The sequence below is a fragment of the Streptomyces longisporus genome, assembly GCF_039532765.1.
GTDB classification, from domain to species: Bacteria; Actinomycetota; Actinomycetes; order Streptomycetales; family Streptomycetaceae; genus Streptomyces; species Streptomyces longisporus.
On record NZ_BAAASG010000040.1, the window covers coordinates 26,195 to 38,203 of the forward strand.

General features: G+C 69.3%; 16 protein-coding genes and 1 pseudogene. 14 read left to right on the top strand and 3 right to left on the bottom strand.

The window, feature by feature from the left end:
- Positions 1–155 precede the first annotated feature (155 nt).
- From ABD355_RS44035 to ABD355_RS44085, 12 genes are all read left to right on the top strand, one after another.
- On the top strand, positions 156–335 hold the full coding sequence (locus ABD355_RS44035; RefSeq protein WP_344407050.1) for a hypothetical protein: 180 nt from the start codon (positions 156–158) through the stop codon (positions 333–335).
- Positions 332–937, top strand: coding sequence for an RNA polymerase sigma factor (locus ABD355_RS44040; protein ID WP_344407052.1), 606 nt, complete (start codon positions 332–334; stop codon positions 935–937). Before ABD355_RS44035 ends, ABD355_RS44040 begins: the two co-directional genes overlap by 4 nt.
- Positions 934–1,611, top strand: a complete 678-nt coding sequence (locus ABD355_RS44045; RefSeq protein WP_344407053.1) for a hypothetical protein — start codon at positions 934–936, stop codon at positions 1,609–1,611. The genes ABD355_RS44040 and ABD355_RS44045 overlap by 4 nt, the downstream gene beginning before the upstream one ends.
- A gap of 136 nt (positions 1,612–1,747) precedes the next feature.
- A complete protein-coding gene (locus ABD355_RS44050) occupies positions 1,748–1,906 on the top strand; it encodes a hypothetical protein (RefSeq protein ID WP_344407054.1) in 159 nt (52 codons plus the stop codon).
- 29 nt (positions 1,907–1,935) lie between these two features.
- On the top strand, positions 1,936–2,412 hold the full coding sequence (locus tag ABD355_RS44055; RefSeq protein ID WP_344407057.1) for a hypothetical protein: 477 nt from the start codon (positions 1,936–1,938) through the stop codon (positions 2,410–2,412).
- Between the two features lie 72 nt (positions 2,413–2,484).
- On the top strand, positions 2,485–2,748 hold the full coding sequence (locus tag ABD355_RS44060) for a hypothetical protein (protein WP_344407060.1): 264 nt from the start codon (positions 2,485–2,487) through the stop codon (positions 2,746–2,748).
- Entirely contained in the window at positions 2,745–3,122 is a 378-nt protein-coding gene (locus ABD355_RS44065; RefSeq protein WP_344407062.1) for a PIN domain-containing protein, read from the top strand. The genes ABD355_RS44060 and ABD355_RS44065 overlap by 4 nt, the downstream gene beginning before the upstream one ends.
- Before the next feature lie 210 nt (positions 3,123–3,332).
- On the top strand, positions 3,333–3,968 hold the full coding sequence (locus ABD355_RS44070; RefSeq protein ID WP_344407063.1) for a hypothetical protein: 636 nt from the start codon (positions 3,333–3,335) through the stop codon (positions 3,966–3,968).
- A 116-nt stretch (positions 3,969–4,084) separates the two neighbouring features.
- Positions 4,085–4,639 carry an RES family NAD+ phosphorylase gene (locus tag ABD355_RS44870; RefSeq protein WP_425585874.1) on the top strand — a complete coding sequence of 185 codons (555 nt, stop codon included), beginning with the start codon at positions 4,085–4,087 and terminating at the stop codon, positions 4,637–4,639.
- A 221-nt stretch (positions 4,640–4,860) separates the two neighbouring features.
- On the top strand, positions 4,861–5,835 hold the full coding sequence (locus tag ABD355_RS44075) for an ATP-dependent DNA ligase (RefSeq protein WP_344407064.1): 975 nt from the start codon (positions 4,861–4,863) through the stop codon (positions 5,833–5,835).
- Positions 5,836–5,872: 37 nt separating this feature from the next.
- Complete coding sequence (locus ABD355_RS44080; RefSeq protein ID WP_344407065.1) at positions 5,873–6,124, top strand: antitoxin MazE7; 252 nt, start codon at positions 5,873–5,875, stop codon at positions 6,122–6,124.
- A gap of 3 nt (positions 6,125–6,127) precedes the next feature.
- A complete protein-coding gene (locus ABD355_RS44085) occupies positions 6,128–6,508 on the top strand; it encodes a toxin Doc (protein ID WP_344407066.1) in 381 nt (126 codons plus the stop codon).
- 48 nt (positions 6,509–6,556) lie between these two features.
- Here ABD355_RS44085 and ABD355_RS44090 read toward each other — a convergent pair whose 3' ends face one another.
- Complete coding sequence (locus ABD355_RS44090) at positions 6,557–6,856, bottom strand: DUF6300 family protein (RefSeq protein ID WP_344407067.1); 300 nt, start codon at positions 6,854–6,856, stop codon at positions 6,557–6,559.
- Positions 6,857–7,038: 182 nt separating this feature from the next.
- Between ABD355_RS44090 and ABD355_RS44095 the strand changes: the two genes are divergently transcribed.
- Positions 7,039–7,317 (top strand): hypothetical protein, encoded by a 279-nt coding sequence (locus tag ABD355_RS44095; RefSeq protein WP_344407069.1) that lies wholly within the window; start codon positions 7,039–7,041, stop codon positions 7,315–7,317.
- Positions 7,318–7,375: 58 nt separating this feature from the next.
- Here the strand turns inward: ABD355_RS44095 and ABD355_RS44100 are convergent, their stop codons facing one another.
- Positions 7,376–9,010: a 3'-5' exonuclease gene (locus tag ABD355_RS44100; RefSeq protein WP_344407070.1), complete on the bottom strand. Its 1,635-nt coding sequence runs from the start codon at positions 9,008–9,010 to the stop codon at positions 7,376–7,378.
- Positions 9,011–9,382: 372 nt separating this feature from the next.
- On the opposite strand from ABD355_RS44100, the pseudogene ABD355_RS44105 reads away from it, so the two are divergent.
- Positions 9,383–10,777: pseudogene (locus ABD355_RS44105) on the top strand (PHP domain-containing protein); the annotation flags it as partial.
- Between the two features lie 287 nt (positions 10,778–11,064).
- On the opposite strand, the gene ABD355_RS44110 reads toward ABD355_RS44105, so the two are convergent.
- Positions 11,065–11,925, bottom strand: coding sequence for a LysR family transcriptional regulator (locus ABD355_RS44110; protein WP_344407072.1), 861 nt, complete (start codon positions 11,923–11,925; stop codon positions 11,065–11,067).
- Positions 11,926–12,009 lie beyond the last annotated feature (84 nt).

Sequence of the window (12,009 nt, forward strand, 5' to 3'; positions counted from 1 at the left end):
GCTTCGATACTGACCGTAATTTTCTGGGGTGATCGACTGCACGCTTGGGCCTGCTGAAGCGCTCTATGGGTGGAGGCGGTTGGTGCCTCTGGTGCCGGGGTGGAGGGGTGGCGGCACCTGGAACAGAACAAGTACCAGGTACATGGGGAGGACCCGTGCAGCTCGACGCTGCGGCGTGGTTGGTTGAAACCGCGCTCGCCCTCAGGGTGTTCGGCCCGGACGTGATCCGCGGAGGCCGCCGGCTGCTCACAGCCGGTGTCCGCTTCGGCATCACCCAGCTGACCGGAGCCCGCACCCCGGCCCGCACCAACGAGCCGCAGCAGGAGGCATCGTGAGCGAGAGCGGCCCGGAGGAGACAGGCGGCGCCGTGGGGGCGCCGCGCGCGGTCCCGATCGACCAGTGGGACGTGCCTGCGCAGATGTCGTACTGGGCGTTCCACCAGCAGCGCCGCACCGACTACATGCACTACGCCTACCTGCAGCTCGGCTCGGACGCTGACGCGGAAGAGGCCGTCGACCTGACCTTCGACCAGGTGATGGACCGCTGGCCGCGCATGCTTCAGATGGAGAACCTGGAGGGCTACGCCTGGACAATCCTCAAGCGCCGCATCATCGACATGCACCGCAAGCGCCGGCGCCGCCCGGAGCTGATGGAGACGGCCGCCTTCGAGGCCGCCCTCGCCGAACACGTCGAGGACCCCTACGACGCGCTGACCGACGCCATCGCCTTGTACACCGCCGTCGCCTCGCTCAGCGAGCGACAACGCGACGCGATCCTGCTGCACTACGGCATGGGCTTCACCGCCGCCGAAGCCGCCGACGTGATGGGCAACGAAGAAGCCACCGTCCGGTCCCAGCTCCGCACCGGCCGCGAACGCCTCGCCCACACGCTCAAACTCCGCTGCCCGGAGACCCCCGACGGGAAGAACCGCTCATGACCCCGCTGCCGACCGAACCCCGCACCATCGACGACCTGCTCACCAAGGCCCGCACCCGCAACCGCTACGCCACCTACGACATGACCGCGGCCGAGGCCCGGCTGCGCGCCCGCCAGGTCACCCGCCACCGGCCGCCCCGCCAGCGCACCGCCGACGCCGCCCTCGCCTACACCGAGTGGACCGCACCCGAGGACGACCGCACCCCGGACGCCGACCGCGCCTGGTGGGACCTGAACGCCGTCTGCCTCCTGCTCCTCGGACCCGACGCCGACACCCACCTGGCCGACTTCATCGCCAGCCAGTACGCCGACAAGGCCGGTGCACTCGTCTTCGCCTGCCTGCTCCACCTCGCCGACGACAGCAGCGGCGCCCGCTTCTGGTGGCGCTTCGCCGCCGGCGTCGGCCACCACGTCGCCGAATACTGCCTCTTCCTCGAGCACGCCCACAGCGGCGAGTACCACGACGCCGACCACTGGCGCACCGAACTGGTACGCCACCGATTCGACCCCACCGCCCAGTGCGGCGACCGGTCCACCGCCCCCCTGCTCACCCCGCCCCACATGGACCAGGTCCACCCCCACATCACCCGCCAGCAACACCCGGAGATCGGCACCGTCCCCCTCCCCACACCCGCTCTGGTCGACCAGCTACGCCACCTCGCCTCACCACTGTGACCAGCTGAAAGTTCGTCGATTGCCGTCGCCGCCGGAACGGTCCCAGCGGCGACGGCCCCCGTTGGACCCAACGAGAGCAACCACTGCCAATCAGGCTGCGCGCAAGACGGGGCTCACGGATCTCGCCCCTGAGTCGATGGCTGATCTTCCTGGCCCGACCCCGCTGCGGTTCGTCGCTCACGAGATCGACCACCTCGACGGGCTGCTGTACCTGGACCGGGTGCGGCCCGGCGTTGACCCCCTGCCTGTCGAGGAGCACCGCCAGACGGGCCAGGCCTGGACATACGACTCCTGACCGGACTCCGGCTGTGGTCTCCTTAGGTTGTGCAGGCCATTGCCGCGAGCTTGATTGCCGTTCTGGGCACACTCATGGGATCTGGACTCACCTACGTCTTTCAACAGCGCAACACGAGCCGGCAGCAGCAGTACGCACGTGCTGAAAAGCTGCGTCAGGAGCGGCTGGACGCCTTTGCCGTCTGCGGAGGCGCCCTTGCGAACTACCGTCGCGGCCAGATGGATCTGTGGTTCGGGACCCACCGGCATCAAGGGCAGTCCGACATCGCGGAATTGAACCGGGAGAGTCAACGCCTCAGGGCGGTCGCACTCGAAACGATCTTTCGTGTTGATCTGCTTACCGATGACGGAAGCCTCGCCGCCACCGGGCGGCATGCCCTCAAGATGATCGACCAGCTCTACAAGGCCAGCAGTGAGCGGGAGCTCGACCTCCTTCGTGCGACCACCCGGGACGCCATCGATGCGTTTGTCAGTGCGTCGAGACCGCTGGTCACTGTCCACTCTTAGACCTGCAGACGAGGTCGAGCTCAACGAGAATCCGCTGAGGCTCGGTCGTTCTACTCGCGGTAGAGTGGAGCTATGGGAGACCAGGACACCAGCATCAAGACCACCAAGGACGTGCGCGACCGCCTGAAGACCCTGGCCAGCGAACGCGGCACCACCATGAACGAGCTCCTGGCAGAGCTGGTCACGCGTGAGCTGACCGAGGAGGAAAAGGAACACCGCGCACAGCAGGCCCTGGAAGAGGTCCGGCAGGCCACCGGCGTCACCGTCTCCGACGATGCCCGGGCCCGGGCCCGCACCTTCCTGCAGAACCTCGGACAGGAGCACTCCGCCGCGTGATCCGCGTCCTGCTCGACCACACCTGCATCCAGGCGCTCGCCGAGGGCGACGAATTCCTCAACGGCCTGTACGTCGAAGCTAGTTACGGCTATGCCGAGATCGTGATTCCCGCCCTGTCCGCCACGGTCGCCGAGCGTGCCAGGCCCGGATCGGGCCAGGACATCCTCAACCGTCGCTTCACCACGGTCACCGACTTCACGCGCGCCCATGCCCTGGCCGCGGTCGCATGGCGGCAGGCGGACTGGCGGATCCTCCACCCGGCCTCCTCCGTTGTCGTAGCGGAGCAGGCCGGAGACGACGCGACGCTGCTGTCTCTGGACCCCGAGCTGTACGCCGGAACCGGCATCAGCCCACTGAACCCCATGAGTCCCTGATCAGCGTTGTCGCGCCTTGTCCGTACCTTAAGGATGAAGCGGCGAACGCGGCGACGCATCGGTCAGACCGGGTAACCCCGGTTCGGCCCGTAACGGTGTCACTCCAGGTAAGCGGTCTATCGCGTGATGTTCAACGGCAACTTCGCGCGCTGCAGTAGCGGCAGCGCTGTCGCACACTGGAACTCGGAGATGATCGGGACGAGGCTGCCTATGACCTCTGACAAGACACGGAAGACCGGGTCAGGCAAGAGCGAGAAGATTGCCAAGATCGCCGAGAAGCCAGCAAAAGGCAAGACTGCGGCGCAGTACGACAAGCTCGGAGGGTCCGCTGGCGCAGGTGCCCGCAAGGCCCTGACGGGCAAGTCTGGACTGCAACAACCGTCCCGGGCTGGCCGGCGCGGGTCTCGCCCGGCTCTGAACGCGGGGCTGGTGAAGGCGAAGCCGAGCTCGTCCGGGAACGTTCGACAGTTGCGTCCTCGAAAACCTGCGCACGATGGGTGGGGCCCGTTCTACGACTCCTCTGGTGTTGCCGAACTGCTGGATATCTCACCCGCCGAGGCCGAGAAGCAAGGTGAGATGCGCGAATTGCTGATGGTTAACACGACCGACGGGCGGTTTCTGTTTCCGGTCTGGCAATTCACCGACGACCATCTGCACCGCCGCGTAGCCAAGGTATTGACGGTGTTCCGCGATCTGAGCATTAGCCCATGGATGGTGGTGCAGTGGGCAACCGCTCCCAACCCGGAGCTCGGCGACGTCACGCCGGTGGAGTGGCTGCGTGGCAACCAGCCAACCGGTCCTGTGCTTGAGGACGCCCGTGCGTACGCGGCAAGGTGGTCGCGGTGAGCCAGGCCTCAAGCGTACTCACGGACCGGCAACAGGCTTGGCCAGCGCCTCCGCCGAGCCTAGACGTGCAACGGTTTCCGGCGCGGACCCTGCCGGCGGGCCGTGCTTTGTACCGTGTGCATCCGATGGACAAGGGATGCTGGCACTTTCCTTGCATCAGCGACAGCAGGTCGGGGCGTTTCGACACCAGCGGGCCGGAGCGCGGTACGTGCTACACCGCGACCGACCCACTCACAGCGTTGGCCGAAAAGCTCGGCTACGTCATCCTGCGCGGTCCGGACATCGCTCCCAAGGCGCTGGACAGCATGTCTGTCTCCTGTATCACCACTGCCCGACCCTATCGGCTTGTCGATCTAACTCGTCGAACTTGCTCCATCCTGGGAGCCTTGGGAAGGGAGCTGTCCACCCTCACCCCGTACACCACGCCGCAGGGATGGGCCCGCCTTTGGGAACAGGGTGGGTTCGACGGGGTCCTGTATTACCCGCGGCATGACGCTAAGACCACGGCACGGTCCATCGCCCTGTTCGGTCCCGCCGAGGGGCCCGACGAGGACGACTGGCCGACCCCTCCCAAGACTCCAGCCGGGAAGTACTTGGACTCCTTCGCTCGCGCCTACGGCCTACAGGTCAAGGAGCCGGGTTCTGGCGACGTCGTGCGTCCTCCAGCGTAATCCCTGCAGCTCTTGCAAGGCTCATCGGGAGCTCAGCCGTGGCCTCCTCCAGAAGCCGGGCGTAGTCCTTGGGGTGCGCGAGTATCAGGCGCCGGATCGCGATGCCCTCTGCCTCGAAGAAGCTCGGCCTCGCCATGGTTCCACCGTATGTCCGCCGCGCAGGTCCGAGAACGCATGCCAGGGGCCGGCGACCTACGCTGAAGGCCCCGCAGGAGGTCCCGGTGCCGCCCTTCACCCTGCCCGCCCCGCTCGCTCTGGCCCGCGCAGTCACTGCCGTGCCCGAGTCGCAGGGATGGACGCTTGAGCCGAAATGGGACGGCTGGAGATGCCAGATCCACACTGCGACCCGACGAGTGTGGAGCCGGCACGGCACTGACTTGTCCCGCCAGTTCTCCGACATCGCCGACGCTGCCGCCGGCCTGCCGGACGCCGTCCTCGACGGCGAGCTCGTCGCTGTCCTCAATGACGGCTCCGGCGTAGCCTTCGACCGCCTGCAGACCCGGACCGGCCGCCGCGGCCCGCAACGCGGCGCCGACTTCACCGTCCACGTCGCCCTCTTCGACGTCCTTGCCGTCGGCGACACCGACTGGAGGCCCCGCCTGTACGCCGAGCGCCGCACCGAGCTGCTGCGACTCCTCGAGGACGGCCCGCCTGCCCTGCGCGCGGTGCCAAGTACCGAGGACCGCGCACAAGCCCTGAAGTGGGTCGGAGCACTCGCCGGCGTGGAAGGTCTCGTGGGCAAGCGGACCGACGCCCCGTACGCAGCCGGCCTTGCCTCGGGCTGGGTGAAGTGGCGCGAACGCCACACCGCGGAGGCAGTGATCATCGGGGTGACCGGCAGGACACCGGCGGCGCAGGCCCTCGTGCTGGGCCAGCCAACGGGCGGCAAAATGCGGGCAGTTGGCGTAAGTCTGCCGCTCACTCAACAGGTCCGCCTGGCCGTGGCGCCGCTCCTGCACGCGGCTGGCGACGAGATGCGCGAGCTGCCGGGCACGGTGGGCGGGCTGCCCGGCGCAGATCCGGTGCACTTCCGGCCGGTCACGCCGGAGGTCGTCGTCGAGATCGAGGTCGACCAGCCACGGCTGGAGTTCGGCCGGTATCGCCACCGCCCGCGTGTTCGACGAGTGCGCGGCGACCTGACACCCGAGATGCTCGACGAAGGGCACCGACCGGAAAGTGGCCGCTTCCCGCGATAGGTATTCGCAAAGGTACCCACGGGTGCATACTCGGGGTATGGCTGACACCACCGTAAAGGTCGACTCCGAGACCAGGGACCGCTTCGCTGCAGTCGCCGCAGCCCGCGGACAGAGCGTGCGCGCCTACCTGGCCGAGCTGGCCATAGAGGAAGAGAACCAGATCAAGCTGAGCAAGGCGACCTCCGTGTTCCGCGAGATCATCGCGCAGCCCGGGCTGGCCGAGGCGTTCGACGCGGCCTTCCCGAATGACGCTCCGCCCCGCCGGGACGCCGCGGGCCGGGCGGCCTGACCCTTGGACCTGCACATCGACATCCGGTGGCTCCTGGACCGCCAGGAGGAGCTACTCGGCAAGGAACTCGGGGTACGGGACTACTCGGGGCTGGTAGCCGCCGTGGCCCGGCACCGGGTGAACACCCCGCAGCTGGACATGGGAGAGCCCGACGCCTACTGGCGGGCCGCCGCACTGCTGGAACAGCTGGTGCTGCTGCGCCCGCTGCCGGCACGCAACGCGTACTTCGCGTACGGCGTCGCGGTGGCGTACATCCGGGCCTCCGGGAAGGAGATCGACGACTCCTTCGAGCTGTGGCGGGACCTGATCACCGACATCCGCGCGCTACGGCTCACCGTCTACGACGTCGCCGACCGCATGCGCTCCTGGAGCGGTAACGGCTGATCCGGGCGGAGGGACCGGCCAGGACACGCGCGCCCGAGGCGGTGCTGCTCAGTTCTGGCCGGACGGCGTCTCTTCCCAGACCCAGCCATGGGCGGCCATCCCCTCCCGCGCCCAGTCCCACAGCAGCCGTGCACCTTCCTCGGCCCGAGAGACGTCCCGGCCGCCACCTTCGGTGAAGAACCGGATCATTGCGGCGGCCGCCGGCTTGTCCGCGTCGCAGACCGCGCACAGCTCCAGGTGGATCGGGCGCCCCTCGTCGTCGTCCTTCGGCATCACCGCGCTGGTAATCAGCTTCCCCTGACACCGTGAGCACTGCGGCAGCCGCTCGGATCGCACAACTCGGTGCATATGGAGCCCCCTTGCCTAAAACGTGAGCCTCCACCCAAGACCCGCTGATCTACTACGTCAACCCCTCGGGCAGCAGAGACACCACCTGAAGACGACGCCTTTGACGCGGAGGGGAAGCACGTCAGCGGAATCCGCCGGCACCTGGTTGCATATCTGCCTGACGACAGCAGCGAAGGAGGACGGTGGACGACACCGAAGTGCACTGCGCACGGTGCGGAAGCGCCGACACCCTGATCGAAGCGGGCGACGGCGACGGCGACGTGAAGCACGGCCGGTGCCTGCGATGCGACAAGGACTTCCAGGCCACGCCCTGCCCCGTCTGCGGCAGCTACCGAATCGACGGCTCCTACGGCATCTCCGGGATCCGCTTCACAACGCTGCCCCAGACCGTCGAATGCAAAGACTGCCGAAGCACCATTCCAGCGCGCGATCCCGGCCCGGAAGGGCCCGCCGACCACTAGCGAGGCGACCTCCGAGCCGGGATCGAAATTCCTGCCTGCCGCGCCGTACGGCGCCGGCTCAAGCGCTGGCCTTCTCCTCCAGACGTTCCAGCACCCACTCCGGGGCCGAGGCGAGGGAGGTGAGCATCTCCAGCGCGGCGCACGTATCGCCAAGGGCACGGTGCCCGCCGCCCAGCGGCAGGAAGTCCCGCACGCCTTCCCAGTCGGAGCGCCGGCGCATGATGCATCCCCACTGATCCTTCGCCTGCAGGTGCTGCGGATCCGCCTCCACCCGCCGGCAGTCGCCCACCATGACCGTCTTGTCGTACTCCGCGTTGTAGGCGAGGATCTTCCGCCCGGCGGTGACCCGCAGCAACTGCGGCAGCACCTCATCCCAGGTCGGCGCGCCCGCGACCATCGCGTCACTGATCCCGTGAACTTCGAAGGCATCCTCGGTCACTGGGGTCTGCGGGTTGACCAGGCTCTTGAGCAGCACCTCGCCGGTGGCCGCGTCGACCACGGCGACCTCCATGACCCGGCCCCAAAGGGCGTGCGTCTCGGTGTCCAGCACGACCGCGACGCCGGGCTGCAGCATCCGCCGCGCCCAGTGGATCGCCTTGCCCTGCGCGCTGAGCAGCTGGATGCCGTCCGTGAAGCGGGACGCGACCGGGTTGCCGGCGAGCAGGGCTGCGATGTCGTCCCGTGACGGGGTGCCGTCCGGGCCCGGCTCCCAGTCGATCAGCCAGCGGTTGTCGAGGTTGGCGAAGCGGGCCCAGACCGGCAGGCCGAACCTCTCGCGCAGCTCGTCGACGAAGGCGTGGACGACGGCGGCCCGCTGCGGCGCCAGCTGGGCGAAGGCCCGCAGCGGGGACGGCCGGCCGGCCTTGGTCGCCCGCACCGCCTCCCAGTCCACGCCAGGGATGTCTTTGAGCGCGTCCAGGTCCCCGACCCGGTACATCGGCACCTCGACCACCTTGCGGTAGCCGCGGCCGCCCGACCACACCGTTCGCCGCACCTGGCTGACCGGGGCCAGCCATCCGGCCTGGACGCAGTAGTCCAGGTCCCGGCGCCGGATCTCCAGGTGCTGCGCCGCCAGCTCCGGCCCCAGCATCCGCGCGGCCAGGATGTCCGCCCCCAGGTCCTCGTTGCCGGCGAGCCGCTCGACGTCCTCAAGCGCCCACCGGCCGAACTGACCCGGCGTGATGCCCTGCTCCTGGGCGGCCTTCTCGAACTCGGCGGCCTCCCAGCCGCACCGGCCGGCCGCCTCGTCCGTCCGGGCCGAGGCCTGAAGCCACGCGACCCGCTCGGCCACGATCTGCTCAAGCGCCGCGCACATCTGCGCGGTGGGGGCGGTCAGCTGCCGCTCGTCGTACAGCGTGTGGCCCTCGTAGGCGCCGACGGGATCGAGCAAGCCCTGCTCGGCGAGCTGTTCGACGTCGCACGCCCACACATCGAGCTCCTTGCCGGCGAGATCCGGCGCCTGCGTCAGCAACTGCGCGCTGCGGCTCGCGCCGTAGCCGGGGTGCGTGCCGAGCACCTCGACGATCTGGTCGCGGCGCGCTTTGACGTCGTCGGCCTGCTCGTCCGCCCACCGGCCCGAGTCCAGGGCTGGAGCGGGGATGAGCTTCTCGAGCTGTCCCCGTTCGATCTGCCATCGGGCCAGGCCCGCGTGAGTGGCCAGCTGGACCGGACCGAATCCCTTGCGTCGTCCCACTGCTCGTCGTCCTTTCTCGTGGTCGCTCCACCGTCGCGGAACAGAACGTGACAGAACATCTGAAAACTTGTCAAGAGCCTTTGAAATTAAGCAAGTTGGGACAATGCGCTTAGAACTGCGCACGCGTACGCGAGGAAAAAAAATCACCCACCCGGAGCCGTTCCCGGCTCCCCGTGGCGGCGCCCTCGCCCCGGCGGGCGGGCCCCTGCGGCCGCCCGGGGAGGGGCGGCGCGTGTCCCGCGTGCGGGTGACGCTCACCCGCCCCACTCGTGACCTGGGATCTCACGCGCTACGATGTTCGAACAAGCATTCGAACGAAGGGGCGGTGCACCACGCAGCCGACCGAAGGAGGCAGACGATGGGAGGCGCGCCATGGGCGGATTTACCCACCTCAACGCCGTCTCCGGGTTCTCCACCCGCTTCGGCGCCGCCCACCCCGAGCAGCTCGTCCAGCGCGCCGCCGAACGCGGCATGACCGCGCTGGCACTGACCGACCGCGACGCCGTCACCGGCGCCGTACGGTTCGCGCAGGCGGCCCTCGAACACGGTGTACGGCCGATCTTCGGCATCAATCTCGCCGTCGCCCCGCTCGCCCCCGCCCCCGCACAGCGCCGCCGTACCCCGGTCCGCGGCGGCGCCCACGTCGACGAGCCGCCCCACCGGATCGTCCTGCTCGCCCAGTCCGCCGCCGGCTGGGCGCGGCTGTGCCGGCTGACCTCCGCCGCCCACGCCCACGGCGACGGCCCGCCCCTTCTCACCTGGGACGACCTGCACCAGCACGCGGGGGAGGGGCTGACCGTGCTGCTCGGCCCCGCCGCCGAACCCGTCCGCGCCCTGGCCGCCGGCCGACCCGATCTGGCCGAACACCTCCTCGCGCCCTGGCAGCAGCTACCCGGCATCCAGCTGTGCCTGGAAAGCTGCTGGCTCGGGCATGCCGGCACCGGGCCCGGCTCACTGCGCCTGGCCGCCCGCACCCTCACCCTCGCCGACCAGCTGCGCATCCCGGCCGTGCTGACCAACGCCGTCCGCTACGCCGACGCCGACCAGCACCGCCTCGCCGACGTCCTGGACGCCGCCCGCCTGCTGCGCCCCATCGACCGCCGCCACCTCGACTCCGGCGAGCGCTGGCTGAAGGGCCCGGCCGCCATGGGGGATACCGCCCGCCGGATCGCCGCGGCCGCCGGCCACGGCGACGACCGCGCCGCCCGCCTGTTGGCCGACACCGCCGCCACGGCCGAGGCCTGCACCGTCGATCCTGTCGAGGATCTCGGTCTGGGCCGCCCGCACTTCCCGGAGCCCGCCGTCGTCGGCGCACCCGGCGGCCCCGCCCACGCAGCGCGGCTGCTGCGCGAGAAGGCCGAGGCCGGCCTCATCCGCCGCGGCCTCGACCGCGACCCCCACGCCCGCCAACGCCTCGAGGAAGAGCTCGAAGTCATTCGCACGCTGCAGTACGACAGCTACTTCCTCACCGTCGCCCAAGTCGTCGAAGACGTTCGCGAGCTCGGGATCCGGGTTGCCGCCCGCGGATCCGGCGCCGGCAGCATGGTCAACCACACCCTCGGCATCGCCACCGCCAATCCGCTCGACTTCAACCTGCTCATGGAGCGGTTCCTGTCGGTGCGCCGCGCGAGCCTGCCGGACATCGACATCGACGTGGAATCCGCCCGCCGGCTCGAGGTCTACGACCGCATCATCGAACGCTTCGGCACCGAACGCGTCGCCGTCACCGGCATGCCGGAGACCTACCGCGCCCGCCACGCTCTTCGCTTCCCTGTCAAGTTCAGCGTGTTGAAGCGGACAGCCGCCATCCGGTGCATGTCCAGCACGCCCTGCATCAGCAGCGTGGCCACCACCGCGGCTAGGGCTGCCACGACCGCTGTGGCAGCGCCGATCGCCCAAAACCGTCCCGCCGCACCCGGCGACCCTGCGGGCGCGGCCACTCCGGGTATCCGGCCTGACCATGTTTTTCTCGATGCAGAGCTCAGGTGCTGGCCTTCACCAGCATCGCCTGCAGACTCGTCTGCTACCGCCGACTCACCGCATGAGATGACGTCCTAGTCGGCGGAACCTGCGTGGTCGGTGCTCGCCAACACTGGGGGTCGCGGCGTGCGTCGTTCTATGACGGTGTGAGCGGCCGCAGTGAGACGTGACGCGGCCGGGCGTGCGTCGGGGAGCCAGGCCAGCACGAGTTGGGTGACGGGGTACCCGTACACGGGCACGGCTCGTACGGATCTGCCGAGGCGGTCGCTGACGCTGTCGCCTACGACGACCGCGAGCCGGCCGAGGGCAACGCGGTCGACCATGGTGTCCAGCGGCTCGTTGGGCAGTTGCGCCTCATACCCCGGCAGCGCCTCCACCTCGGTGAGCGTCAAGAACGGGCGGTCGGCCAGGGGGTGGCCCGCCGGGAGCAGGACGACCGGTTCCTCCGGGCCGAGTTCCATCAGTTCGAGACCGGAGTCGGGGTTGGCTACCGACTGGCACATGAGGGCGACGTCGGCGGTGCCGTCCCGGAGGGCGCCGATCTCGTCGTAGGTGAAGACGACGTCGGTGAGCACGCCCTCGGGGCCCTGTGCGCCGGCGGCGAGCAGGTCGGGCAGGACGCCGGGAGCGGCGGCAGGGCGTGTCGCGATCGTGACCCGTTGTTGCCCTGCGGCTTTGCGTGCCTTGCGTACGGCGGCGTCCATCGCCGCCAGGATCATGCGGCACTCGGCCAGGAAGACCTCACCCGCGCCCGTCAGCCTCACCTGCCTGGTAGTGCGTTCCAGCAGGGGGACACCCACGCGCCTCTCCAACTGGGCGATGGCTCGGGACAGAGGCGGCTGCGTGATGCCGAGGTTCTCCGCCGCCTGTCCGAAGTGCAGCGTCTCGGCCACCGCCACGAAGTAGGCGAGCTCCCGGGCCTCCAGCTGATTCATGCATCCAGGGTATTACCGGTTGCCCAGACAGTCATTGCTCCCCCGCTCAGCCCCTGGTCAGCTAGGTGGTGCGCCCCCGGTTCC

Bases quoted from the DNA above. Each gene is read 5' to 3' on its own strand.
- ABD355_RS44070 (WP_344407063.1), top strand. From the start codon at position 3,333: ATGACCTCTGACAAGACACGGAAGACCGGGTCAGGCAAGAGCGAGAAG.
- ABD355_RS44080 (WP_344407065.1), top strand. From the start codon at position 5,873: ATGGCTGACACCACCGTAAAGGTCGACTCCGAGACCAGGGACCGCTTC.
- ABD355_RS44060 (WP_344407060.1), top strand. From the start codon at position 2,485: ATGGGAGACCAGGACACCAGCATCAAGACCACCAAGGACGTGCGCGAC.
- ABD355_RS44110 (WP_344407072.1), bottom strand. From the start codon at position 11,925: ATGAATCAGCTGGAGGCCCGGGAGCTCGCCTACTTCGTGGCGGTGGCC.
- ABD355_RS44090 (WP_344407067.1), bottom strand. From the start codon at position 6,856: ATGCACCGAGTTGTGCGATCCGAGCGGCTGCCGCAGTGCTCACGGTGT.
- ABD355_RS44050 (WP_344407054.1), top strand. From the start codon at position 1,748: ATGGCTGATCTTCCTGGCCCGACCCCGCTGCGGTTCGTCGCTCACGAG.
- ABD355_RS44045 (WP_344407053.1), top strand. From the start codon at position 934: ATGACCCCGCTGCCGACCGAACCCCGCACCATCGACGACCTGCTCACC.